The sequence below is a fragment of the Streptomyces sp. NPDC044044 genome, assembly GCF_056434405.1.
Genome location: NZ_JBWKFG010000004.1, coordinates 232,928 through 257,361, shown reverse-complemented (window position 1 = coordinate 257,361; position 24,434 = coordinate 232,928). Strand labels below are relative to the sequence as shown.

At 70.9% G+C, this 24,434-nt stretch carries 17 protein-coding genes; 9 read left to right on the top strand and 8 right to left on the bottom strand.

What is annotated here, in order from left to right:
• Positions 1 to 467 precede the first annotated feature (467 nt).
• Positions 468 to 1,259, top strand: a complete 792-nt coding sequence (locus AC07AG_RS16875; RefSeq protein ID WP_478755856.1) for an acetoacetate decarboxylase family protein — start codon at positions 468 to 470, stop codon at positions 1,257 to 1,259.
• A gap of 34 nt (positions 1,260 to 1,293) precedes the next feature.
• Here the strand turns inward: AC07AG_RS16875 and AC07AG_RS16870 are convergent, their stop codons facing one another.
• Complete coding sequence (locus tag AC07AG_RS16870; protein WP_478755855.1) at positions 1,294 to 2,877, bottom strand: APC family permease; 1,584 nt, start codon at positions 2,875 to 2,877, stop codon at positions 1,294 to 1,296.
• A 235-nt stretch (positions 2,878 to 3,112) separates the two neighbouring features.
• Here AC07AG_RS16870 and AC07AG_RS16865 point away from each other — a divergent pair, with 235 nt between their 5' ends.
• Positions 3,113 to 3,685 carry a MarR family winged helix-turn-helix transcriptional regulator gene (locus AC07AG_RS16865; protein ID WP_361057949.1) on the top strand — a complete coding sequence of 191 codons (573 nt, stop codon included), beginning with the start codon at positions 3,113 to 3,115 and terminating at the stop codon, positions 3,683 to 3,685.
• A 71-nt stretch (positions 3,686 to 3,756) separates the two neighbouring features.
• Here the strand turns inward: AC07AG_RS16865 and AC07AG_RS16860 are convergent, their stop codons facing one another.
• Complete coding sequence (locus tag AC07AG_RS16860) at positions 3,757 to 4,590, bottom strand: gamma-glutamyl-gamma-aminobutyrate hydrolase family protein (protein ID WP_478755854.1); 834 nt, start codon at positions 4,588 to 4,590, stop codon at positions 3,757 to 3,759.
• Between the two features lie 160 nt (positions 4,591 to 4,750).
• On the opposite strand from AC07AG_RS16860, the gene AC07AG_RS16855 reads away from it, so the two are divergent.
• The 5 genes from AC07AG_RS16855 to AC07AG_RS16835 are packed head-to-tail and all read left to right on the top strand — an operon-like array spanning position 4,751 to position 9,543.
• Positions 4,751 to 6,340 carry an aldehyde dehydrogenase gene (locus AC07AG_RS16855; protein ID WP_478755853.1) on the top strand — a complete coding sequence of 530 codons (1,590 nt, stop codon included), beginning with the start codon at positions 4,751 to 4,753 and terminating at the stop codon, positions 6,338 to 6,340.
• Positions 6,333 to 7,250, top strand: a complete 918-nt coding sequence (locus tag AC07AG_RS16850) for a DODA-type extradiol aromatic ring-opening family dioxygenase (protein ID WP_478755852.1) — start codon at positions 6,333 to 6,335, stop codon at positions 7,248 to 7,250. Before AC07AG_RS16855 ends, AC07AG_RS16850 begins: the two co-directional genes overlap by 8 nt.
• A complete protein-coding gene (locus AC07AG_RS16845; RefSeq protein WP_478755851.1) occupies positions 7,247 to 8,101 on the top strand; it encodes a fumarylacetoacetate hydrolase family protein in 855 nt (284 codons plus the stop codon). The genes AC07AG_RS16850 and AC07AG_RS16845 overlap by 4 nt, the downstream gene beginning before the upstream one ends.
• A gap of 26 nt (positions 8,102 to 8,127) precedes the next feature.
• Positions 8,128 to 8,319 (top strand): ferredoxin, encoded by a 192-nt coding sequence (locus AC07AG_RS16840; RefSeq protein ID WP_478755850.1) that lies wholly within the window; start codon positions 8,128 to 8,130, stop codon positions 8,317 to 8,319.
• Between the two features lie 6 nt (positions 8,320 to 8,325).
• Positions 8,326 to 9,543, top strand: a complete 1,218-nt coding sequence (locus AC07AG_RS16835; protein WP_478755849.1) for an NAD(P)/FAD-dependent oxidoreductase — start codon at positions 8,326 to 8,328, stop codon at positions 9,541 to 9,543.
• A 445-nt stretch (positions 9,544 to 9,988) separates the two neighbouring features.
• Here the strand turns inward: AC07AG_RS16835 and AC07AG_RS16830 are convergent, their stop codons facing one another.
• Positions 9,989 to 11,953, bottom strand: coding sequence for an amylo-alpha-1,6-glucosidase (locus AC07AG_RS16830; protein ID WP_478755848.1), 1,965 nt, complete (start codon positions 11,951 to 11,953; stop codon positions 9,989 to 9,991).
• On the bottom strand, positions 11,946 to 13,376 hold the full coding sequence (locus AC07AG_RS16825; RefSeq protein ID WP_478756299.1) for an MGH1-like glycoside hydrolase domain-containing protein: 1,431 nt from the start codon (positions 13,374 to 13,376) through the stop codon (positions 11,946 to 11,948). The genes AC07AG_RS16830 and AC07AG_RS16825 overlap by 8 nt, the downstream gene beginning before the upstream one ends.
• A 137-nt stretch (positions 13,377 to 13,513) precedes the next feature.
• Between AC07AG_RS16825 and AC07AG_RS16820 the strand changes: the two genes are divergently transcribed.
• Positions 13,514 to 14,770: an ROK family protein gene (locus AC07AG_RS16820; RefSeq protein WP_478755847.1), complete on the top strand. Its 1,257-nt coding sequence runs from the start codon at positions 13,514 to 13,516 to the stop codon at positions 14,768 to 14,770.
• A 405-nt stretch (positions 14,771 to 15,175) separates the two neighbouring features.
• On the top strand, positions 15,176 to 17,911 hold the full coding sequence (ppdK, locus tag AC07AG_RS16815) for a pyruvate, phosphate dikinase (protein WP_361057931.1): 2,736 nt from the start codon (positions 15,176 to 15,178) through the stop codon (positions 17,909 to 17,911).
• 178 nt (positions 17,912 to 18,089) lie between these two features.
• On the opposite strand, the gene AC07AG_RS16810 is transcribed toward ppdK, so the two are convergent.
• The 4 genes from AC07AG_RS16810 to AC07AG_RS16795 form a co-directional block, all read right to left on the bottom strand.
• Positions 18,090 to 18,644, bottom strand: a complete 555-nt coding sequence (locus tag AC07AG_RS16810; RefSeq protein ID WP_478755846.1) for a hypothetical protein — start codon at positions 18,642 to 18,644, stop codon at positions 18,090 to 18,092.
• Between the two features lie 10 nt (positions 18,645 to 18,654).
• On the bottom strand, positions 18,655 to 23,178 hold the full coding sequence (locus AC07AG_RS16805; protein ID WP_478755845.1) for an RHS repeat-associated core domain-containing protein: 4,524 nt from the start codon (positions 23,176 to 23,178) through the stop codon (positions 18,655 to 18,657).
• 146 nt (positions 23,179 to 23,324) lie between these two features.
• Complete coding sequence (locus AC07AG_RS16800) at positions 23,325 to 23,831, bottom strand: response regulator (protein ID WP_478755844.1); 507 nt, start codon at positions 23,829 to 23,831, stop codon at positions 23,325 to 23,327.
• Positions 23,832 to 24,033: 202 nt separating this feature from the next.
• Positions 24,034 to 24,399, bottom strand: a complete 366-nt coding sequence (locus tag AC07AG_RS16795; RefSeq protein WP_478755843.1) for a cupin domain-containing protein — start codon at positions 24,397 to 24,399, stop codon at positions 24,034 to 24,036.
• Between the last annotated feature and the right edge of the window lie 35 nt (positions 24,400 to 24,434).

The window sequence follows — 24,434 nt, the reverse complement described above, 5'->3', positions numbered from 1 at the left end:
GTGAGGAATGCGCAGGCGGGGCTGGGCGGGGAATGTGCAGGCGGGGCTGGGTGGGGGAGCGTGTGACGGCAGGGGGCGGGGGGCGTGCAGGGACGGCAACGTACGGCGCGGTCGCCGTACCCCAGCCCGGAGAGATCGGCCCTCACGCACCCGCAGCCGGGAGCGCGCGTGAGGGGACGGGCCGGTATGTCCGCCCGGAGCACGGCTCGCGGCGCTCCAGCAGCGCAGCAGCTACGCGGCCACCGGACGATAGCGAGGACGGACATACCGGCTCGGCCCCGCCCCCACACACGAACCAGCCCCGCCCTGCCCCGCACTGCCCCGCCCTGCCCCGCCCTGCCCCGCACTGCGCCGCCCCGCACCGCACCGCCCCGCCCCGGCCCGTAGCGGTCCCGCCGTGTGGGGCATATCGTACGGACCCAAACGAAAGAAGAGGCAGAGTCGCCCGCCGCCGAAGGAGTCAGTCCATGACCGGAGTTCAAGGATTCTTCCCGCCCAAGACCGCGACGGGACGCTCCTCCCTCATCCCGGCCCCGCCCTGGCACTACTCCGGCGACCTGCTCACCATCGAGTACCGCACCGACCCCGCCCGCGTACGCGAACTCCTCCCCGCACCGCTCGACTTGGCCCCCGACGACCCCGGCGCCGTCGCCCTCATCTGGGCCGACTGGCAGTCCTGCTCGGGCAGCAAGGCCGAGCTGCTCGACCCTGTCCGGGCCCAGTACAAGGAGTGCTTCGCCGTCGTGCGGTGCGGTCACCGTGGCCGTACCTACTCGCGTTGCGTCTACATCTGGGTCGACAAGGACTTCGCCATCGCCCGCGGCAACCACCAGGGCTACCCGAAGAAGCTCGGCTCGATCCACCTGACCCGCCCGCACCCCTTCGGCCCCGCCCCCCGCATCGAGGCGGGCGCGGTCTTCGGTGCCACCCTCGCCGCCGCCGACCGCCGCCTCGCCCAGGCGGTGGTGACCCTGCGCGAACCCTCCGAGACGAACGGCTTCGTCAACGCCCACCCCATGGCCCACCATCGTCAACTCCCCTCCATCGAGGGCAAGGGCCTGGCCCTCGACGAGCTCATCGCGTCCGGTGCGGCCTCCTTCGAGGGAGGTCAGGCCTGGTCGGGCGAGGCCGACCTCGACCTCTTCGACGCACCCACGGAAGAGCTGGCAACGCTGACGATCGAGGAGCCGATCGGCGCGTACTACCGCCAGGTGGGCGTGTCTTGGAACGGTGGGACCCTTCTGGAGACGGGCCTGTAGGGGCGGGGTGCAGAGGGGCGCGGCCAACTCGCGGCTAACTCCTCCCCGCCGCCGACCCGGCCCCCGCCGCCGACCCAGCCCCCGCCGCCGCCCCGATCCCCGCATAGACCTCCGGCCGAGCCCTCCGCAGCCAAAGCCCCCACACCACACCCGCCGCAGCGGCGATGAGGATGAGGCAAGGCAGCACCCACCGCAGCGGATTCCCCTCCGAAACCCCCAACTGCACGCTGAAGTTGGTCAGCGCCAGCCAGAAGAAGACCGCGAGCGCGATGCCCGAGAGGAGCGGCGCGATCAGCCGGTGCCATACCGGTTCGACCGGCGCGACCGCCTCCCCGTCCCCCTCACCGCGCCGCGCGAAGTAGGCGATGACCGACGCCGACGTGGCGAGCAGGAGCAGGATCACGCCCAGCGCCCCGAGGTTGGTCAGCCAGGTGAAGACGTCCATCACCGGATCGCGCCCCGCCAGCGCGAAGACCCCGATGACGACGACGCTGACCAGCGTCTGGAGCAGCGAGCCCCGATACGGCGACCCGTACCGCGGGTGGAGTGCCCCGAGTCCGCGTGGAAGGACACCCTCCCGGCCCAGTGAACGGACGTACCGCGCAACGGCGTTGTGGAAGGAGAGCAGCGCCGCCAGCAGGCTGGTGATGAGGAAGAGCTGGGCGAAGTCGGAGAAAGCCGTCCCCAGGCCACTGCTCCGGTCACTGAGGAAGAACAGCATCTCCGGCCCCTGCTCGGCAGCGACCCGCGTGGCCCGCCCCGTCCCGGCACCGCTGATCATCGCCCACGCGGTGACCGCGTAGAAGACACCGATGAGCCCGACGGCGATGTAGGTGGCGCGCGCCACGGTACGGCGCGGATCCCGGCACTCCTCGCTGTAGAGCGCCGCCGACTCGAAGCCCATGTACGCGGCGAACACGCAGCACAGCGCGACCCCGAGCGAGCCGTCCGTGGCGGCGCCCCAGGTCAGCGGAGTGGTGGAGATGCCCTGCGGGGCGTCGGCGAACTGGCCGATGTCGAAGACGAGTACGGTGCCGAATTCCAGCACGAGCAGCACGGCGAGCACCTTCACGCCCAGGTCCACGCGCAGATAGCCGAGCACGCCCACGACGGCCGTGCACGCGAACACGAGCGCCCACCAGGGGATGTCGACGCCGGTCTTGGACTCGATGAACTGCGCGGTCGTCGCCCCGAAGAGCCCGGCGATGCCGATCTGCATGGCGTTGTACGCGAGCAGCGCGACGAAGGCCGCACCGACACCGGCGGTACGGCCGAGCCCCTGCGCGGTGTACGCGTAGAACGCCCCGGCCCCGGTGATGTGCCGGCTCATCGCCGCGTACCCCGCGCTGAAGAGCGCGAGGACGACGCCGACGAGGAGGTAGAGGAGGGGTATCCCGAGGATTCCCGTGACGCCGAGGGACTGCGGTATGCCACCGGCGGCCACGGTCAGCGGGGCCGATGCCGCGACGACGAAGAAGACGATGCCGGTGACGCCGATGCGGCGCTCGGGCGCGGCAGCGGAGGGGAGGGGCGTCGCGGGAGTGGGGGTGGGGGAGGGAGCGGGAGTGGGCTCGGGACTGGGCGCGGGCGCGGGCGTGCCGGGGCGGTCGATGGTCATGCCGGGACTCCGGGGAGGGAAGGGCGTATCCACTGGAAACGCGTTATCGTTTGAGCCCGTACGAAATTCGAGTGGCGCTGATGGTACGGACGTGCATGCGCCCCGGCAAGAGGTCTTGGGAGACTGGGGCGCACGGGCCCCCACGGCACTCCAGGGGGCCTCAGGGCGCTACCGCGCTACGCGCTACCGGCGCTACCGGGCGTCAACGGCACCACAGGGACGAGGAGACACGGACGTGACGGGCTACCGCTCCATCCGCGAGACCGAGAAGGCGGTCCGGGCCAAGCTCGGCGGCACCCCCGTCAAGTACGAGCAGATGGCCGCCGTCTCGAACATCTACCGCGCGGCGTCCGCCGTCCGGCAGCACTTCGAGAACTCCGTGCTGCGCGGGGCCGAGCTGACGTGGACGTCGTTCGTGGTCCTTTACGTGGTCTGGATCTGGGGAGAGATGGAGACGCGGTACGTCGCCGAGGAGGCGGGCATCTCCAAGGGCACGCTGACCGGGGTCGCGCGGACGCTGGCGGGCCGGGGCCTGCTGGAGCGGCGCGGCCACCCGGACGACGGGCGGCTCGCGCTGCTGCGTCTGACGGGGGAGGGGGAGCGGCTGATGGAGAAGGTGTTCCCCGCCTTCAACGCGGAAGAGGCGTTCGTCGCCGACGGGCTGACGGACGAGGAGTGCCGGACGCTGGCCGATCTCCTGCGGAAGATCGTGGTACAGACGGAGGAGAAGGGTGAGGAGCGGAGGGTCGAGCTCCTGGACGGTGCCGAGCCTGCTCCTCGCCGGAGTGGCAGGCGGGCCAAGGGGTGAGAGCGGCGAGTCGGGGCCTTGGGTCCCGTTGATCACCGGCTCCGCCGAGTTCGTCCTCACCCCCCCAAGCCCTAAGGGGCGGGGAGGGACCCCCGCGACGGGCTGAATTCCCTCGGCTGCGCCGCCCGAACCAGCGCACCGAACAGCCCCTGCTGGCCCGCATCCGAGCCTGCCGTATCCGAGCCCGCCGTATCCTCCGGATGCCACTGCACAGCCGCGAACCACCCGCCCCCGCCCGGCAGTTCGAGCGCCTCCACCGTCCCGTCGTCCTCGGCCCAACCCGTGGCCACGAGCCCCTGCCCGAGCCGCTCCACGCACTGGTGGTGGAAGCAGGAGACGGACGTCGAATCCGCGCCCAGCGCGCGGGCCACCACGGAGCCGGGGTCCAACCGCACCCGGTGCACCTTGTGACGGTGCTCCGACTCCGGCCCGCCCATGTCCTGCCGGAGCGACCCGCCCAGCGCGACGTTCACCACCTGCAGCCCCCGGCACACCGCGAGCAGCGGCAGCCCCCGTCCCACGGCGCACCGCGCGAGGGCGAGGTCGAACGTGTCCTGGGCGTCATCCACGTCGTACACGGACCCGTGCACCTCGGAGCCGTCCCCCGCGTACCGCCAGGGCGCCAGGTCGCCGCCCCCGGGCAGCAGCAGCCCGTCGCACCGCGCCAGCCGCGCCGCGGCCTCACCGGCCGGGCCCGGCAGCATCATGAACGGCTCTCCGCCCGCACGGAACACCGCCTCCGCCAACGCACGGGCCGTCACCACGGCTTCGTACCGAAGAGCGGAGGTCGTCGCCGAGTACCGCTGCGGCAGACCGATGAGCGGGCGCCGACTTCCCGAGCCGCTTCCCCCACCGGGAAGCACGCGCGACCGCCGGGCCCTTGCGGCCAGGGCGTCGTCCGGCATGGATGCCTCCCGGGTGGCTCGGCGGGGCGCGCGCGGCGGCACGCCCGGCTGCTTCGTTTGAGTTCAAACGGTAGCCGAACGGGGCGTCCCCATCGAGGGGTTGACCCCGTCGCCCCGTCGCTCATAATGTTGTTTGGGTTCAAACGAACTGGAGGACGTCATGGCTTCCCCCGACCCCGCGCCCCCGTCGCATCCCCCGCACACCGCGACCGTCGCCGGTGTCCCCGTCGACACCCGGCACTGGATCGGCGGAGAGCGCATCGCTTCCGCCGCTTCCCCCGCGTCGGCGACCGCTGTTCCCCCCGCGTCGGCGACCGCCGCTTCCTCTGCGCCGGTGACCGCCGCCACCTTCACCGACCACTCGCCCCTCGACGGCACCCCGCTCGCCGAGATCGCCCGCGGCGGCGCCGCGGAGGCGCGGGCGGCCGTTGCCGCGGCGCGCGCGGCCTTTCCCGCCTGGGCCGCCACCCCGCCCGCCGAGCGCGCCCGGCTCCTGCACGCCGTCGCCGACGGGGTCGAGGCCCGCATCGAGGACCTCGCCGCCGTCGAGACCGCCGACAACGGCGCACTCCTGCGCTCCCACCGCCGCGGCGTCATGCCCCGCGTCGCCCACAACCTCCGCTACTTCGCCGACCGCCTTCTCGCCCTCGCCCACGACGACTTCGAGACCCGCGGCCACACGAACCACGTGAGCTGGGACCCGGCGGGACCTGCCGTCCTCATCACGCCGTGGAACGCGCCCCTGATGCTGGCCAGTTGGAAGATCGCACCCGCGCTGGCCGCCGGGAGCACCGTCGTCCTCAAGCCCGCCGAGTGGACCCCGCTGACCGCGTCGCTCTTCGCGGACATCGCGCACGAGGCGGGGCTCCCTGCCGGGGTCCTCAACGTGGTGCAGGGGTACGGGGCGGAGGCGGGCGAGCCGCTTGTCGCCGACCCCGATGTGCGCCGGATCAGCTTCACCGGGTCCGTGCCCACCGCGCGGCGGATCGCCGCGACCGCGGGCGCGCACCTCGTGCCGTGCAGCTTCGAACTGGGCGGCAAGTCCCCGCTGCTCGTCTTCGCCGACGCCGATCCGGAGCTGGCGGCCGACCTCGCCGTCGAGCAGTTCGACAACGCGGGGCAGGTCTGCCTGGCCGCCACCCGCATCCTGGTCGAGGAGTCCGCGCGGGAAGCCTTCCTGGGTCACGTTCTTGACCGGGTAACGAAGTTGACCCAGGGAGATCCGCGCGACGAAGCCACCGACGTCGGGCCCAGCATCCACCCCCGGCACGTCGAGCGCGTCGACGGATTCGTGCGGCGCGCCCTGGACGCGGGCGCCAAGGCGATCACCGGCGGCGGCCCCAACACCGAACTCGCCGGGCTCGGCGGCAGCTACTACCTCCCCACCCTCCTCACCGACGTCGCCCAGGACTCCGAGATCGTCCAGGAGGAGGTCTTCGGACCCGTCCTCACCCTCCAGACCTTCCCCGACGGCGACGAGGACGAGGCCGTGCGCCTCGCCAACGACACCCGCTTCGGCCTCGCCGCGACCCTCGCCACCGGCGACCGCGAGCGCGCCGACCGGGTCGCCGCACGGCTCGTCGCCGGCACCGTCTGGGTCAACTGCTTCTTCGTACGCGACCTTTCGGCGCCCTTCGGCGGCTCCCGCGCGTCCGGCATCGGCCGCGAGGGCGGCGACTGGTCCTTCGACTTCTACTGCGACCTGAAGAACACCGTGACCGCGCCGAAGGGATGGGCCCGCCATGGGTGAGATCGTCGGGGCGGGGCTCCTCGCCCACGTGCCCACCATCGTGCTGCCCGAGGAGACCCGCAAAGAGCTCAACGAAGGCCGCGAGATCAGTCTGGTCCCCGGGCTGCGGCGGCTGCGCGAAGAGATCTTCGAGACCCTCGACCACGACACCGTCGTCGTCCTCGACTCGCACTGGGCCACCACGGTCGAGTTCGTCGTCTCCGCACACGCGCGCCGCGCCGGACTCTTCACGTCGGAGGAGCTGCCGCGCGGCATGTGCCGGATGCCGTACGACTACCCGGGCGATCCCGAACTCGCCGCCTCCATCGCGCGGTTCGCCGACCGGCACAGCACATGGATCACCCCGGTCGACGACCCGTACCTGCCGGTCCACTACGCCACGATCAACCTCTGGAAGTACCTGGGGGAAGGCCTCCGGGACAAGAAGTGGCTCTCGATCGGCGTCTGCCAGACCGGCGACACCGAGGACCACCTGCGGCTCGGCCGCGCGCTCGCCGACGGGATCGCCGCACTGCCCGACCGCAAGGTCGTCCTCGTCGCGTCCGGCGCGCTCTCGCACACCTTCTGGCCGCTGCGGCAGCTGCGCGCCCACGAGTCGAGCGAGCCGTCCCACATCCGTACGCCCGAGGCGCGGGCCGCGGACGAGCAGTGCGTCGAGCGGCTCGAACGCGGGGATCACGCCGAAGTCCTGCGCACGATGCCGGAGTTCCTCACCCACAAGCCCGAGGCGCGCTTCGGCCACTATCTGATGATGATCGGTGCTCTCGGAGAAGAGCGGTGCTCCGCGCCGGGGCGCGCCTACAGCTCGTACGAGAACTCGGTCGGCACCGGCCAGATGCACCTGTGGTTCGACCGCCCCGCCGATGGCTGGACCGCCACGTCCGACAAGAGTGAGGCCTCCCGCGCATGACATCCACCGTCGAGTACCGCCGCATCCTCCTCGAAGGCGCCGCAGTCCAGGTCGTGCGGGAGGGGGACGAGCTCGTCGCCGCGGACGGACGCCGCGTGAAGGCGGCGGAGGCGAGCCATCTCCCTCCCGTACGGCCTTCCAAGGTGATCGCCGTCCACCTCAACCACCGCAGCAGAGTGGCGGAGTTCGGTGTCTCCCTGCCGCCCGCGCCCACCTACTTCCACAAGCCGGTCTCGGCGCTGAACGCGCACGGCGGTGCGGTCGTCCGCCCCGAGGGCTGCAAGTACCTCAACTACGAGGGCGAGATCGGCATCGTCATCGGCCGGACCTGCCGCAACATCGCCCCGGCCGATGCCGCCGCGTACATCGCGGGCCACACCGTCGCCAACGACTACGGCCTGCACGACTTCCGCGACACCGACGCCGGTTCGATGCTCCGGGTCAAGGGCTCCGACACGCTCTGCCCGCTGGGTCCCGGCCTCGTGACCGGGTGGGACTTCCACTCCAAGTACCTGCGGACGTACGTCAACGGGGAGCTGGTGCAGGACGGTTCGACGGACGAGATGGAGTGGGACATGCACTATCTCGTCGCCGACATCGCCCGCACGATCACCTTGGAGCCCGGCGACGTACTCCTCTCCGGAACACCCGCGGGCTCCCGTCCCGTCCGTCCGGGAGACGTCGTCGAGGTCGAGGCCGAGGGCCTCGGCCGCCTCACGAACCACATCGTCACAGGACCGACGGCCATCCGCTCCGACGTCGGGGCGCAGCCCACGGAGTCGGAGGAGGTCGTCTCGACGGCGCTCGGGGGCGACTGGGAGTTCCGCGGAGTCCGGGCGCCACGCCGCTAAATCCCCAACCTTGCATGGGAGTTCATATGCTCAAGGTCACCGTCGACCTGGACGTCTGCCAGGACCACGGGCAGTGTGTCTTCGCCGCGCCGGACGTCTTCACGCTCGACGACCACGGCCGTCTCGCCTACGTCGAATCGCCCGACGAGGCCCTGCGCGCCGACGCGGAGGACGCCGCCGACGTCTGCCCGCTGCAGGCCATCCGGGTCGAGGGCTGACCGGCCGTGGCCTCGGCGGGGATCGCCGTCGTTGGAGCGTCGCTCGGCGGGCTGCGGGCGGCCGAGCAGTTGCGGGCTGCGGGCTGGGAGGGGCCGATCACGCTGTACGGGGATGAGGCCCATCTCCCTTACAACCGCCCGCCGTTGTCCAAGGAGGTGCTCGCGGGCGAGGCGCCTCCCGCCGCCACGGCGCTGCGCCACCGCCCCAGCATCGACGACGTCACTTGGCGGCTCGGCACGGCGGTCGCATCCGCCGACCTGACCGCACGCACGCTGACGCTCGCCGACGGTACGGTCCACGCGTACGAGGGTTTGGTGGCCGCTACAGGGGTGCGGCCACGCAGGCTTCCGCTGACAGGGGGGCCGCCACGGCATGTCGTACGGACGCTGGATGACTCGATGGCGCTGCGGGCCGAACTGGGCGACGGCGTACGGGTGTTGGTGATCGGCTCGGGCTTCGTCGGCTGCGAGGTGGCGGCCACGGCCCGCACGGCGGGCTGCGAGGTCACGGTCGTCGCACCGGAGGCCGAGCCGATGATGCTCGCGGTGGGGGAGGAACTGGGGAGCGTGCTGCGGGGGCGGCACGAGGGGCGGGGGGTGCGGTTCCGGATGGGACGGCTCGTGTCCGAACTGTCCGAGGAAGGCGCGGTGTTGGACGACGGTTCCCGCATCGCCGCCGACGTGCTCGTCGAAGCCGTCGGCTCGGTCCCCAACACCGAATGGCTGACGGCCACCGAAGGCCTCGATCTCACGGACGGCATCCTCTGCGACGCGCATCTGCGCATCGGGGGGCTTCCGCACGCGGTGGCCGTGGGGGACGTGGCGCGCTTTCCGAACCCCCGCTACGGGGCGATCGCGCGGCGGGTCGAGCACTGGTCGATGCCGGCGGACTGCGCGAAGCATGCGGCGCGGGTGCTGGTGGCGGGGTTGCGAGGCACGACGCCGCCGCACGGCCCGGCGCCGTTCGCGCCGCTGCCGTCCTTCTGGAGCGATCAGTTCGATGTGCGGGTGCAGTCGTTCGGGCTGCCGGGGGTGGGGGAGGAGGTCCGGCTCCTGGAGGGTGAGCAGGGTTCGAGGGGCGGGGATGTGGTGTACGGGTACTACTCGGGGGAGCGGCTGGTGGGGGTTGTGGCGCTGGGCGGATCCAAGGCGGTGGCTCTGGCGGGCCGCTATCGGGGGGAGCTGATGGCGCTGCCGCTGCCGGAGGGGGAGCGGGTGCTGTAGGGCCGGACGAGCTGGCTCGTTCCGGCCGGTGAGGGCGAACTCGGCGGAGCCAGTGATGACGGCACCCAAGTCCCCCGCACCGAGCGGCCCGTGTCGATCCGTCTGTGTCGAGCGGCCCGTGTCGAGCCCGCTCGTGTCGATCCGTCTGTGTCGAGCGGCCCGTGTCGAGCCCGCTCGTGTCGATCCGTCCGTGTCGAGCGGCCCACGCCGAGCGGCCCGTGTCGAGCCGTCCGTGTCGAGCGGCCCACGCCGAGCGGCCCACGCCGAGCCGCCCGTGCCGAGCGACCCGCGTCGAGCCGCTCGCGTCGATCCCGCCCGTGTCGATCCGCCGGTGTCGAGCCGTCCGCGCCGATCCGCCCGCGCCGAGCCGCCCGCCCCGAGCGGCCCGCGCCAAGCCCCCCCGCCAAGTCCCCCCGCCGATCCACCCGCGGCGGAGCCGAGAGGGCTACCCGCCCACGGCGGTCAGCAATGCCAGTGGTGCCGCTGCCGAGCGGGATTCCCGTACGCACGCGTGCGGGTAGGGGACGGGGCCCGGGTAGGAGTCCCGTCCGTACCCCGCAAGCACCTCCGGCAAGCGATCACCGCTTCGCGACGCCGCCCCCACGAGCCCCCGCGCCACCGCCCTGGCCTCGTCGTGCAGGCCGTAGCGCGCGAGGCCCAGGGTGATCAGGGCGTTGTCGTGCGGCCACACCGAGCCCCGGTGGTAGGAGAGCGGGTGGTACGCGGGCTGGCCCGCGGCCAGGGTGCGGACTCCCCAGCCCGAGAAGAAGTCCGGTTCCAGGAGACGCCGGCCCACCGTCTCCCCGTACTCCTTGTCCAGGAGCCCGGACCACAGCAGGTGACCCGCGTCCGAGGCGAGCGCGTCGACCTGGTGGCCGTTGCCGTCGAGGGCCAGCGCGGGGAAGCCCCGTGACGGCATCCAGAAGTCCCGCTGGAAGCGGTCCCGCAGGTCGGCCGCCGCCTGTGTCAGGAGGTCCGCGTACACCGTGTCGTCCCAGACCGTGCGCGCCAGCCACGCCGTACGGCCAAGGGCGTCGTACGCGTAGCCCTGCGCGCCCGCCGCCATCACCGGGCCCGTGGCGCGGCTGCCGTCGGCGGAGCAGATCGCGCCGGGGGAGTCCTTCCAGTTCTGGTTGGCGAGGCCGCCCTCGTCGGCGCGGTAGACGAGATAGCCGCGCGAGGTGAGGCCGCCGTGGTCGAGGATCCAGCCGACGGCGGCCCGCGCGTGCGGTTCGAGGCGGCGGGCCAGGGCCGTGTCGCCGGTCTGCTCCGTGTACGCGCCGAGCAGGACGAGGAAGAGCGGGGTCGCGTCGACCGAGCCGTAGTAGCGCCCGTACGGCACCTGCTCGAAGTGGGCGAGCTCCCCGTGCCGCACCTCGTGCACGATCTTGCCCGGCTGGGCGACCGCCCCCTCGGTGGCCTCCGTCGCCTGGGCGGCGGCGAGTGCGGGCAGCGTCGCCGCGGCCAGGCGTGGCAGGTAGGGCAGGGCGAAGAGAGAGGTCAGGAGGGCGTCGCGGCCCAGGAGCGTCACGAACCAGGGGACTCCCGCCGCGGGGACGCTCAGCTGCTCGCCGTCCGGCCCGGTCGCGGGCACCTGGAGCACGGCGAGGTCCGCGAGGCCCCGCTCGCACGCCGCCGCGAGCTCGGGCCAGCCGCCGGGGATCTCGACGCCCGATGCGAACTCGCTCGCCAGGTCCGTCAGTTGAGCGGCCGCCTCCGCCGGGCCCGCCGGCACCCGTGGCTCCGGCGCGCCGTGCGGGTGCGCCGCGACACGCAGTGCCACCTCCGCCGTGCCGTGCGCGTCGAGGTCGAGGGTCCAGACGAGCCGCCGCGCCCCTGTCCCGGTCTCCTCGACCGCGTCCGGGGCGGGCTCCGCGGTCACGGTCGTGCGCGAACACCACTCACGGCGCCGGTAGGCGAACTCGATGCCCCGGATCGCCTCGCCCTCACCGCCGCCGATGACCTTGCGCGACCTGACGGCGCCCGTCTTCGCATACGTACGGTGGTCGGAGCGCAGCTCGAACTGGTCGGTGAAGTCGGCGTCCACGGTCAGCGCGAGGAGCACGGTCGTCGGCACCGCGCGATTGCACGTGACGCGCAGCGACTCCACGAACGCGCCCTCCGTGACGGCCTGTTCGCGAAAGAGCGTGCAGGATGCGGGCTCCTGCCTGCCGCCGCGCGGGACGAGCACGCACCGGGCCACGCCCGCGTCCGCGTCGGCGTCCGACACCGGCGCCAGGATCTCGGGCACGGCCCCGTCGATCGTCAGCTGCCAGCGGCTCAGGTGCCGTGCGTCGCGCACGAACAGGCCGTACGGGGCCGTGCCGCCCCGCACCCCGCTGATGTCGCCGCCCGAGCCGAGCGCCGCGAACGTACCGCCCCGCACCAGTGGTTGACGCCGATCAGTCATCCCTGAACCCCTCCCTCGTCACCGCCACGGAAGGCACGTCAGCGGGCCTTCCGTGCGACTCCTCGTCACGCCCGGCGGGATCGTCGAGCAGCAGATCCAGGGCGAGCGCCGCGCTCCAGCCGAAGCCGCGCGCACCGCAGCCCCGCCCCGTGTACGGGTCCACGTACTCCGCGAACCCGGAATCCCCGGCCACATCGAGCAGCGCTCGCCGCAGACCGTCCGCCCGCGCGCGCTCGCCGTGCAGCCGAAGCCCCCGCTCGAGCAGCCAGTTGGTGTTGAACCACGCCGGTCCGCGCCAGTACCGGCGGGGGTCGAAAGCGCTTCCCGTGAGGTCGTAGCTCGGCACGAGCCGGGCGGGGCCACCGAGGCCGAAGTGCGGTCCGCACGCGGTCCGTACGAGCGCGGCGGCGACGTGACGTGGCAGCGCGGGCAGGACGAGCGGGACGAGGCCGCCGACCCCGCGCTCCGGCACCAGCTCCCCGTCTCCGTGCCCGGAGCGCAGGTCACGGCAGAAGAAGAGCCCCTCCGCCGGGTCCCACAGGCGCTCCACGAGGGTCCACGTCAGCGCCTGCGCCCGGGCTTCCCGGGTCCTTGATGCCTCGTGCAGGCCCAACTCGGCCTCGATACGGGCCAGTGCGTACTCGGAGGAGATCAGGAGCGCGTTGAAGGAGGGGTCCTCGACGGCGAACTCGCCCGCCCCGTCGGCGTACCGACGATCGCGGTAGTCAGCGGCGAGGCGTACATATCTGCCGTAGTCGAGATCGGTCGGCCGGTCCTCCGGGGCGCCGTGGTCCAGGTCGGCGCGGCGGTACGCGGCCGGGTCCGCCGGGCTCACGCGGCTCAACGGGGCGTCCCAGCAAGGGCTGTTGTCCATGCCCTGCTCCCAGGGGTGGACGACGGAGACGAGCCCCGCGCCGCCCGCGTCCCTGCGGTCCAGCAGATAGTGGTGCCAGGCGAGGAGACGCGGGTGGGCGCGGGCCAGGAACGAACGGGCGCGGGAGAGGCCCGGGTCGGCGCGGTGGACCAGCCAGACGGCGAGCGCGTGGACCGGTGGCTGCACGATGCCGGAGGTCTGCACGGCACCGGGTGCCCCGGCCGCGCGGCCTGCCGTGGTGGAGCGCCAGAAGTCGGGGCTGGGAAAGTAGGCGTCCAGGGGGACGGAAGGGTTGAACACGATGTGCGGGACGCGGCCGTCGCCCCACTGGGCACCGAACAGCGTCTCCAGCTCCAACTGCGCCCGTAAGGGGGAGAGATGACGCAGTCCGATCGCGATGAAAGCGGAGTCCCAGGACCACTGGTGCGGATAGAGCTGCCGGGAAGGGACCGTCGACGTGCCCGTCCAGTTGGCCCGCAGGGCCTCGGCGGCACGCTCGCGCAGCGAGGTCGTGACGCGGCGGGCGGTCAGCTGGGCTGTGCGGCCCACGTTCGTGCGGTCCACGCGGTTCTCCCCGAGGGCCTCGACGCCCTGTCAGTTCGGTGCTATCCACCTTAGGGTTACGCCTGCTTAACAAGCAAAACTCAATATGTAACGTGGAGTTGATGAGCGCAAGGGGAGAGTGGATGCCGGACCGAATGGATCGTGACGAGCAGGCGACGGGCGGGCGCGGGGGCGGGCCGCACGCCGGTGCCGGCGACCTGCTCCAGCTGGTGCGCAGCGGGCGGGCCACCACGCGCGGCGCCCTGCAGCAGGTCACCGGTCTCTCCCGTGCCACGGTCGGCCAGCGCCTCGACCGGCTCTTCCGCGCGGGCTGGCTGCGGGAGGGCGCGGGAGGCGCCCCCGACAAGGCGGGTTCGCCGCTCGGCGGGCGCCCGGCCATCCGCCTGGAGTTCGACGACGCCCACGCGGTCGTCCTCGCCGCCGACCTGGAGACCCGGCACGCCCGCACCGCCCTGCTCGGCCTCACCGGCGAGATCGTCGCCGAGCACGAGGGCCCCCTGGCGATCGAGGAGGGGCCGGACGCGGTCATCGGCGAACTGGGTGTCCGCTTCGCCGAGCTGCTGCGCAAGGCCGACCGCGCCCCCGCCTCGGTCTGCGGCATCGGGCTCGCGGTGCCGGGCCCCGTGGACAGCGAGACAGGCCGCGTCGTCCAGCCGCCGATCATGCCGGGCTGGGACGGCTACGACATAAGAGGCCGCCTGCGCCGCGCCTTCGCCGAGCAGACGGGCGGCCCCACCGGCATCCCGGTCCTGGTGGACAACGACGCGAACCTCATGGCGTACGGCGAACAGCGCGTCTCGTACCCCCAGTGCTCGGCCTTCGCCCTGGTCAAGGTCTCCACCGGCATCGGCGCCGGCGTCGTGGTCGACGGCGCGGTCTACCGCGGCATCGACGGCGGCGCGGGGGACATCGGCCACATCAGGGTGCCGGAGGGCGCGGATGCTCTGTGCAAGTGCGGTTCCTACGGCTGTCTTGCCGCCGTGGCCAGCGGCCGTGCGGTGGCCCGCCGGCTGACGGACGCGGGCGTCCCCGCGGCGTCGGGGACGGATGTGCGGCGGCTCCTGGAGGCGGGGAACCCCGATGCGATGGGCTTTGCCCGCGAGGCGGGGCGACACGTCGGCGAGGTACTCGCCACCGTCGTCACGCTCCTGAATCCGGGCGTTCTCATGATCGCCGGAGATCTGGCCGGAACACCGTTCCTCACCGGGGTGCGCGAGCTGCTCTATCAGCGGGCCCTGCCCCGCTCCACCGCTCATCTGGAGGTCGTCACGTCGCGCCTCGGCGAGCGCGCGGCCCTCATGGGTGCGGGAGCGCTCGTGGTGGAGCACCTGTACGCCCCCGAGCGGGCGGAGGAGCGGCTCGCCGCGCTCGGCGTGTGACGGGCGTGCGACCGTCTCGTCGCGCGTCCGGATGCTGACATCCGGCCGCTTCAAACGGCGTGATTCTCGCCACCCCTGATAGGGGTTGCGCTCAGATGAGCGGTTCGAGAGCGACTGCACTTCTCCAAGGGGTGGCACTCAGTGCCACTGCTCGATCATTCATGAGGTGAACTCACATCTGAGTATAGGCCGCTCATTCGAGCGAATCGGCGGGTCTACGGGGGTTGAGTCTTCAAGAGTTGAACGCATGGCCTCGCGTCGAGCTACCGCCGAGTTACTTTCGATCTACTGGCGGACGGGTGGTTACAGCCGTATGACGCACAAGTGGACGTACCCAGGTGCCTTCGATCTGGGTATGTTCCTCGCCGTCAGGGCAGCCACCGAGTCCTCGAGGAGTCGAGACCCGTGTCGGAAAACAAAGATCCCCACGTAGCGCAGAGCGATGCGGCCGTGAAGTTCGTCTACGACTTCACCGAGGGCAACAGGGACCTCAAGGACCTTCTCGGCGGGAAGGGCGCGAACCTCGCCGAGATGACCAACCTCGGGCTGCCCGTCCCTCCGGGCTTCACGATCACCACAGAGGCCTGCAAGACCTACCTCGCCAGCGGCGAGGAGCCGGTCGAGCTCCGCGACGAGGTCAGTGCGCACCTCGACGCCCTCGAGCAGAAGATGGGCAAGAAGCTCGGTCAGGCCAATGACCCGCTGCTCGTCTCGGTCCGCTCGGGCGCCAAGTTCTCGATGCCCGGGATGATGGACACCGTCCTGAACATCGGGCTCTCCGACAAGTCGGTGACGGGCCTGGCCAAGCAGTCCGGTGACGACCGCTTCGCGTGGGACTCCTACCGCCGCCTCATCCAGATGTTCGGCAAGACCGTCATGGACGTCGACGGCGAGCTCTTCGAGGACGCCCTGGAGGCCGCCAAGGCCGCCAAGAAGGTCACGGTCGACACCGACCTGGAGGCCGCGGACCTCAAGAAGCTGGTCACGAAGTTCAAGAAGATCGTCAAGACCGAGGCGGGCCGCGACTTCCCGCAGGACCCGCGCGAGCAGATGGACCTCGCGATCCGCTCGGTCTTCGAGTCGTGGAACACCGACCGCGCCAAGCTCTACCGCCGCCAGGAGCGCATCCCCGGCGACCTGGGCACCGCGGTCAACATCTGCTCGATGGTCTTCGGCAACCTCGGCCCGGACTCCGGCACGGGCGTCGCGTTCACCCGCGACCCGGCCAGCGGCCACCAGGGCGTGTACGGCGACTACCTGCAGAACGCGCAGGGCGAGGACGTGGTGGCGGGCATCCGCAACACCGTCCCGCTCGCCGAGCTCGAGCAGATCGACAAGAAGTCGTACGACCAGCTCATGCAGATCATGGAGACCCTTGAGACGCACTACAAGGACCTCTGTGACATCGAGTTCACCATCGAGCGCGGCCAGCTGTGGATGCTGCAGACCCGCGTCGGCAAGCGCACCGCGGGTGCCGCCTTCCGCATCGCGACGCAGCTCGTCGACCAGGGCCTGATCGACGAGGCCGAGGCGCTGCAGCGCGTCAACGGCGCCCAGCTCGCCCAGCTGATGTTCCCGCGCTTCGACGAGGACGCGAAGGTGACGCAGCTCGGCCGCGGCATCGCCGCGTCACCCGGTGCCGCGGTCGGCAAGGCGGTCTTCGACTCGTACACCGCCATCAAGTGGTCGCGCTCCGGCGAGAAGGTCATCCTCATCCGCCGTGAGACCAACCCCGACGACCTCGACGGCATGATCGCCTGCGAGGGCATCCTCACCTCCCGCGGCGGCAAGACCTCGCACGCCGCCGTCGTCGCCCGCGGCATGGGCAAGACCTGTGTCTGCGGCGCCGAGGACCTGGAGGTCGACACCAAGCGGCGCCGCATGACCGTGGGCGGCACCGTCGTCGAGGAGGGCGACGTCGTCTCCATCGACGGCTCGACCGGCAAGGTCTACCTGGGCGAGGTGCCCGTGGTCCCCTCGCCGGTCGTCGAGTACTTCGAGGGCCGCATGCACGCGGGCGCCGACGACGCCGACGAGCTGGTCGGCGCCGTGCACCGGATCATGGCGTACGCGGACCGGGTGCGCCGCCTGCGGGTCCGCGCCAACGCGGACAACGCCGAGGACGCCCTGCGCGCCCGCCGCTTCGGCGCCCAGGGCATCGGCCTGTGCCGCACCGAGCACATGTTCCTCGGTGAGCGCCGCGAGATGGTCGAGCGCCTGATCCTCGCCGACGCGGACGAGGCACGCGAGGAGGCCCTGAAGGAGCTGCTCCCGCTCCAGAAGCGCGACTTCGTGGAGCTCTTCGAGGCCATGGACGGCCTCCCGGTGACGGTCCGCCTCCTGGACCCGCCGCTGCACGAGTTCCTCCCGGACATCACGGAGCTGTCGGTCCGCGTGGCCCTCGCGGAGTCCCGCAAGGACTCCAACGAGAACGACCTGCGCCTGCTCCAGGCCGTGCACCGCCTGCACGAGCAGAACCCGATGCTGGGTCTGCGCGGCGTACGCCTCGGACTGGTCATCCCGGGCCTGTTCACCATGCAGGTACGGGCGATCGCCGAGGCCGCGGCCGAGCGCAAGAACGCCAAGGGCGACCCGCGCGCGGAGATCATGATTCCGCTCGTCGGCACCGTCCAGGAGCTGGAGATCGTCCGCGAGGAGGCCGAGCAGGTCATCGCGGAGGTCGAGGCGACGACCGGCGTGGCGCTGAAGCTGGCGCTCGGCACCATGATCGAGCTGCCGCGCGCCGCCCTCACGGCGGACCAGATCGCGGAGGCCGCCGAGTTCTTCTCCTTCGGCACGAACGACCTCACGCAGACCGTCTGGGGCTTCTCGCGGGACGACGTGGAGGCGAGCTTCTTCACTGCGTACCTGGAGAAGGGCATCTTCGGGGTCTCGCCCTTCGAGACCATCGACAAGGACGGCGTGGGCAAGCTGGTCAAGGACGCGGTCAAGGCCGGCCGCGCCACCCGCCCCGACCTGAAGCTCGGCGTCTGCGGCGAGCACGGCGGCGACCCGGAGTCCGTCCACTTCTTCCACGAAGTGGGCCTGGACTACGTCTCCTGCTCCCCGTTCCGGATCCCGGTGGCCCGCCTGGAGGCAGGCCGCGCGGCATCCGAGTCGGCGGGCAGCGACCACCGGTAGGTCTTCACGGCCACCGGTAGAACTCCGGAGCCGACGCCGTGTCCCCGACCCTCACCGATGCGGCATCGGCTCCGGTTCACCAAGAAGGGGCAGCTCCCTGTGCGGGGGAGCTGCCCCTTCGGGTTTCTCTGCGAAGACGGGTGAGGCAGTCGGCGCGCCTGCCCTTGCCGCTACCGACTCATTCCGTTCTCAGCTCGCGGCTGCCGGCTCGGTTCTTCGCGATGTTCCGTGTCTTCTTGGTGCGGGCCGACTCGGCGACGACGGCGAGTACGGCCGGAGACCTCGACGACTCGGCGAGGTGGCGCTGCATCCAGTCCGTGACCTCCGCCAACTCGGCCGGTGTCGGCACATGGCCGTCCTCGACGGACAGGTAGAACAGCCAGTCGTGGATGCGGCGGCGGATGAACTCGCGGAATGCCTCCACCTTCAGCCGGTCGATCTCCGGCAGCAGTTCGGCCGACCACCGCCGGAACTCGGCAGGACCGGTCACCTTGCCCGCGATCTCGTCCACGAGGGCGACCACCGCCGTCTTGGCCCCCGACTCGTCGGGGTCACGCAGGATCGTGGCCACGATCGCGCGGTCCCGGTCGCGGCTCCGCGAGGAAGCGATCACCGAGACGACGCGCAGGTACGCGGACGTTCGGGCGTGGTCGTCCGCGACGGCCTCGTCGACGTCCACGTCGATGATGCCGGCCTCCGCCAGCAACTCGGCCACATCGGAATGCAATGTCATTGCTTCATCCCTACTTGCAGGGTTTCTTGCCGGTCTCGGCGGCCTCGCGCTGCGCCTTCGCAGCCCGCTCCTCCGCCTGACTCCGCTTGCCGAGCTTCCTGACGGCGGTCCTGATCTGCGGCTTGAAATGCTCCACCGCTTGTCGCTGCTTGCTCGAAAGTTCCGGTTGGTTGTGGAGGGGTTTGCCGTTCGGTCCGATCCTGACCTCGCGGCCCCCGCCGCCGGTGACATGAGCGTGCGCCGGCTTGTCGACGTCGTACTCGTGCACGACGATTTTCACGCCGTTCTTGCTGACGTCGAGGAGGGACAGGCCGAGAGGGTCGATCCACATGAACGGGTTGGGGACGTAACTGTGCGGCGCGAAGCCACCGGCGAGACCGATCGGGTCCGAGGTCAGGTAGCGGGCGGTCTCGGGGTCGTAGTGCCGGAAGTAGTTGTAGTGCAGCCCCGTCTCGGGGTCGTAGTACTGGCCGGGGAAACGCAGGGGGGTGTAGGCGGTGGCGCCCCGGTTCCAGACCGTGGTGCCCCACAGGGTGGTTCTGGAACGCCAGGCGATGTCGCCTTGTTCGTCGAGGAGTTCGGTCGGGGTGCCGACGAGGTCGGTGACGATGGCGTAGAAGCGGGCGTCCACTTCTTCGTCGGTGAGGTGTTTGCGCTCTGTCTGGGCCAGCGGGCACAGGCCGTCGTGGTCCCAGGTGAGGGTCACTGATTCCGGTGTGCCCGGGGCGCGGCTCGTCTGTTCGCAGAGGGTCATGTCGTCCCAGGTGAAGTCGACCTGCTCCGCCACTCCCTCTTCCGCCGCCCCTTGTTCCGCCATGCGCTGTTTGGATATTCGGCGGCCCAGGGGGTCGTAGAGGTAGCGCCACCTCGTGCCGTCGGGGGTCACCACGGACGTGAGGCGGTCTTCCGCGTCCCATTCGTAGTGCCAGGTGTCGGGTTTGCGGGACAGGCGGGTCTTCTGGCGCAGGGTGGTGCGGCCCGCAGCGTCGTATTCGTAGCGGACGCTGCCTGCTGCGGTGATACGGGTGCCGGCGTACGCGCGGGGCCCCGTTGCCTCTTGGCCCGGCATGCTGGCCGGCCAGGAGGCGTCGGTCTGGTTGCCCGCCGAGTCGTAGGCGTAGGTCTCCGACCAGCTCGCCGCGTGGACCGCCGTGACGCGGCCTGCCGCGTCCAGGTCGAAGTTCCGAGTGCCGTTGAGCTGGTCCTCCATGCCGGTCAGATGGTCGTCCGCACGGTAGGTGTACACACGGTGCTGGACACGCGTGTGGGCCGGGCCCATCAGTTCCTGTTTCGACAGGCGGCCCACGACGTCGTACACGTTCGTCAGTGTCAGGGCCTCGCCGACCGTGCGGGTGAGTTCCCGGCCCGCCCCGTCGTGCGTGAACGCCAACCTGCTGCCGGACGAGATCAGTTCGGTGCGGTGGCCTGCCGCGTCGTACGCCCAGGTGCTCGTCGCTCCGGACGGTGTGGTGCGGGCGGTACGGCGGCCCAGTTCGTCGTAGGTATGGGTCAGCGTGCGGCCGTTGACCGTCTCCGAGAGCAGACGGCCTGACCTGTCCCTGGCCAGGGACAGGGTCACGTCCGGCCCCACCGCCTCGGTGAGGGCGCCTGTCGCGTCGTAGGTGTAGCGCGTGATCGCGGCGCCTGCCACGTTCTGCGTGACCGTCCGGCCCAGCGCGTCCCGTTCGTAGGTGATCTCGTCGCCCGCGGCCGTCGTACGGGTCACCAACTGGCCCGCCGCGTCGTGGGCGTACGTCAGTGTGTGGTCGTCGAAGTCCGTCTCCGCCACCAGGCGGCCTGCCGGGTCGTACTCGTAACTCCAGGCCAGACCCTGTGGGTTGGTGACCTTGCGGAGCTGGAGCTGGGTGTCGTGGTCGAACTCGTAGCGGACGCCGTCGGGGTCCGTGCGGGCCGCGATCAGGTCGAAGTGCGTGTACTCGTGCGTCGAGGTCGCGCCCATCGCGTCCGTGTGCGAGGTGCAGTTGCCCTCGCCGTCGTACGTCCACGACTCCGATGAGCCGTTCGCCTCCGTACGCCGCGCCAGCTTGCCCTCCACCGTCCACTCAAGGCGTGTGGTCGCGCCCGTCGGGTCCGTGATCGTGCTCGCGCGGCCGAAGGCGTCGAGTTCGTAGCGGGTCACCGCGCCCAGCGGGTCCGTGACCTCCAGCGGCAGGCCCGCCGCGTTGCAGCGCAGCTCGGTGGTGTGGCCGAGGGGGTCCGTGATGGTGGACACCGCTCCGGTGGCGTCGTGGGTGAAGTGGTGAGTCATGCCGTCGGCGGCGGTCATGCTGGTGCGGTTGCCGTGCTCGTCCCATGCCTGGAGCAGGACGGCGCCGTCCGGGCCGACGATCTCGACCGGCAGGTTGAGGTCGTCGTACACCGCACTGGCGAACGTGCCGTCCGGAGCACGTGTCGCGGTCAGATTGCCGCGCTCGTCCCAGGTGTTCTCGGTGCGGTGCCCCAGCGCGTCGGTGCGGGCGAGCAGGTTGTTCCAGCTGTCCCACTCGGTGTGGACGGCGCCGCCCAGCGGGTCCGTCTCGGACAGGAGCTGGCTGAGGTCGTTGTAGCGGTAGACGGTGATGTGGCCGAGTGCGTCGGTGTAGCGGGTTTCCTGCTCATCGGGGCGGTACTCGATGGTGCAGGCCAGGTGGCCCGCGGTGCTCTCGCCGCGGACGCAGCGGTCCTCGTCGTCGTAGGTGAAGCGGTACCAGGTGTCGTTGCTGTCGGTCCAGGACGTGATGCGGGCCCGGTCGTCGTAGTCCAGACGCAGCACCAGGCCGGTCGAGTTGTGGACCTCGGCCAGATTGCCGACCTCGTCGTAGCCGTACGCGGCCACCAGCGTGGCGCCGGGGGTGTGGGCGTCCTCGGTGCTGGGGGTGCCGGGGGTGCCGGGGGTGAGCAGACGCAGCGCGGTGACGCGGTGGTCGTCGGTGTCCACCTTCAGGTGGTAGCCGCCGGTGTGGCGTATCGTCGTGGGTGCGCCGGTGGGGTCGTGGTCGATGTCGATGCGGTTGCCGTTGCGGTCGGTGATGGCTCGCAGTGGCAGGGTTTCGTGCCGTTCCTCGGGTGTGGGTTCCTTGTCCGTCGCGTCCGCCGTGTCGGGCGTGACCGGGAGGAAGTGGCGGACGCGGCCGGTGTGCGGGTCGGTGGCCGTGACCGTGCCCGCGTCGTCGATGCTCAGCGGCCAGCGGGGGCCGTGGGCGGGCAGTACTGGTTCACCGCCGGGTTCGGGGTGGGGGTAGGACAGCAGCTGGCCGTCCTCGGTGACGTAGATCAGACCCTTGTCGTCGATCACGACCCGCTCGTCCAGCGTCGAGGCCCATGAGTCGCCGTACCAGTGGCCCCAGCGGTACGTGGACAGGTGCGTGCGCTGGAGGACGAGCGGGAGCAGGCCCGGCAGGGCGACGTCGGTCCACTCCATGAGCATTTCGCCGGAGATCATGTCGATGGGGTCGCCGTTCTTGCAGCGGCCCTTGCTCGGCTTGCCCTTGCCCGCCACCTTCTTCATGCCGCCCGAAAGGGCCTTGCGGAGTCCCCCTGCCCCGGAGCGCAGTCCGCGTGCGGCGGACTTGAGGCCCTTCATGCCCTTGGCGAGGCCGCGGAGGCTGGTCAGGGCCTTCATGCCGGGGATGCAGTCGAGGGCGGCGAACGCGACGTCGAGGAGGCCTGCTTCCCCGTTGGCGTATTTGTGGAGGGTGTCGGCGAGGACGACGAGGGCGGCGATGAGGACGATCGCGCCGAGGATCGGGCCGCCGATGATCAGCGCGATGACGCCGAGTACGGCGACGACGACTTTGCAGACGGCGACGATGGTGTCCCAGTTGTCGGTGACCCAGTCCCCGACCTCCTCCCACCACTTGCGGTTCTGGATGCCAGCGTCGGAGGCGTCTTCCAGCTTCTTCTTCGCCGTCCCGGCGGCGTCCTCGCGCATCTTGCGCGCGTCCTCGGCCATCTTCTTCGCGGCGTCGAGGTTGCTCTTCGCGGCGGACACATCCGACTTGGCGGCGCTCTGGGCCTTCTCGGCGGAGTTCGCGTTGCGGGTGGCGGCCTTGACCTTGTCGGGGTCGGGCTTCGGAACGTCCTTGCCGGAGTCTTTGTCGTCCTTGTACTTGTCGGCTTCCTTGCCCGCCTTGTCCATCCAGGAGTCGGCCGAGGTCAGTCGGGTCTGGGCGCTGCTCAAGTCCCCTTGCGCTTCACGGCCCTTGACCAGGGCCTTGTCCGCAAGGGCCTGGGCGCGCTCCAGCTCCGGCCAGTACGTAGACAGGGCGTCCCCGGCCATCTCGTAGCTCTTCTTGAGCTTCTTCAACTTGCCCGGCGCGTCCTCGAACTCCGCCGTGAAGGACTCCGCCGTCTTGCCCGCCCAGGTGAGGATCGCGTCCTCGCCCGCCATCCCCTTGATGTCCCGCAGGACCTTCGAGACATCGTCGGCGAAGTCGTGCAAGTTCTTCGCCAGGTTCCTCACCCGGTCCGGATCACCGGGCGTCGGGTCCTTGTCCAAGTCCAGTACATGCCAATCCGCCGGACGGTTCGACACCGTAACTTTCCCCCGTTTTGTCGTTTACGTGCGTCCCGAGACACACCAGAAGCTCATCTCACCACAGGAGACATGCCTAAGTGGCCTGATAGTGCCCTCGGGCAACAGGCTCTCTTCGGGCTTGAGCAGGGACTTCGTCCAGGCGACTAGGGGTGGCCGCGCCGGTCGCGCGTGCGTTGCGGGGCTGGAAGTCTGCTGTTCATGGGGGCGGCGGGGCCGCCCTTCAGCTGGGCGCGCAATTCGTCGATCTCCTGCTGCATCGACTGCAGTCGCTGATGGGTCTCGAAGAGGTAGCGAACCTTGGTACGTAAGGTCAGCGGGTCGATGGGCTTCAGGACTACGTCGGCCACCCCGAGCAGAAAGGCCGTGGTGGCCAACTCTCGGCTGACGTCGTATCCGGTCAGCAGGACGATGGGGATGGAACGTGTTTGGTCCAGGCCGCGCATGTAGCGCGCGACGTCCAGGCCGCTGACGTCCGGCATGCGTAAATCCAGCAGGACGAGCCCGACTTGCCCGCGCAGTATCTGCTTCAGGGCGTCGTCACCGCTGGTCGCGGATGCCAGTGGGTAGCCGAGAGGGGTCAGTGCGCTCTCCAGGGCGAAGAGGGTGTCCTCATGGTCGTCGACGACCAGGATCTTGGAGTTCGACGGCATGGCATCGTGCCCCCCTGCATGGGTGAACCAGGCTATTTCTATGCCGAGTTGGAGAATACGTCCAGCACCCCGAAGCTGATGCGTTACTCCGACAGCCCGTCGCCCGTCACTCACTCGGCTGCCCGTCGCCCGTCACTCACTCACTCGACCGTCCGTCACCCGTCACCCCTCGCCCTGTGGCCCGTCGGACCCGAGCGGTCGGTCATCCCTTCGCCGCCTTCGCGTACTCCTGCGCCATGCCGCCCGCGAAGTCGTACACGACGACCGGCTCGTCACCCACGACCCAGGCGTCATGTCCGGGCGGGCACACGAACACGTCGCCCGGTCCGACTTCGGACTCGGCGCCGTCGTCCATGCGGATGTGCATCCGTCCCTCGGCGACATAGCCGTTGTGGTGGATCTGACAGCTCTCGGTCCCCGCGAGCGGGGCCACGGACTCGGACCAGCGCCAGCCGGGCTCGAACGTGCCCACGGCGAAGTCCAGCCCCGTGAGATGGACGGCGTCGAGGTGACCACGGGGGAAATCGCGTCGTTCGTCCGGCTTCTCGACCGCCTTGACCTCGATCATGACGACTTCCTCCGTCCGGGCCATGCCCACGAACT

Coding starts and splice junctions, on each gene's coding strand:
- AC07AG_RS16875 (WP_478755856.1), top strand. CDS start 468: ATGACCGGAGTTCAAGGATTCTTCCCGCCCAAGACCGCGACGGGACGC.
- AC07AG_RS16870 (WP_478755855.1), bottom strand. CDS start 2,877: ATGACCATCGACCGCCCCGGCACGCCCGCGCCCGCGCCCAGTCCCGAG.
- AC07AG_RS16860 (WP_478755854.1), bottom strand. CDS start 4,590: ATGCCGGACGACGCCCTGGCCGCAAGGGCCCGGCGGTCGCGCGTGCTT.
- AC07AG_RS16855 (WP_478755853.1), top strand. CDS start 4,751: ATGGCTTCCCCCGACCCCGCGCCCCCGTCGCATCCCCCGCACACCGCG.
- AC07AG_RS16850 (WP_478755852.1), top strand. CDS start 6,333: ATGGGTGAGATCGTCGGGGCGGGGCTCCTCGCCCACGTGCCCACCATC.
- AC07AG_RS16845 (WP_478755851.1), top strand. CDS start 7,247: ATGACATCCACCGTCGAGTACCGCCGCATCCTCCTCGAAGGCGCCGCA.
- AC07AG_RS16840 (WP_478755850.1), top strand. CDS start 8,128: ATGCTCAAGGTCACCGTCGACCTGGACGTCTGCCAGGACCACGGGCAG.
- AC07AG_RS16830 (WP_478755848.1), bottom strand. CDS start 11,953: ATGACTGATCGGCGTCAACCACTGGTGCGGGGCGGTACGTTCGCGGCG.
- AC07AG_RS16820 (WP_478755847.1), top strand. CDS start 13,514: ATGCCGGACCGAATGGATCGTGACGAGCAGGCGACGGGCGGGCGCGGG.
- AC07AG_RS16810 (WP_478755846.1), bottom strand. CDS start 18,644: ATGACATTGCATTCCGATGTGGCCGAGTTGCTGGCGGAGGCCGGCATC.
- AC07AG_RS16800 (WP_478755844.1), bottom strand. CDS start 23,831: ATGCCGTCGAACTCCAAGATCCTGGTCGTCGACGACCATGAGGACACC.
- AC07AG_RS16795 (WP_478755843.1), bottom strand. CDS start 24,399: ATGATCGAGGTCAAGGCGGTCGAGAAGCCGGACGAACGACGCGATTTC.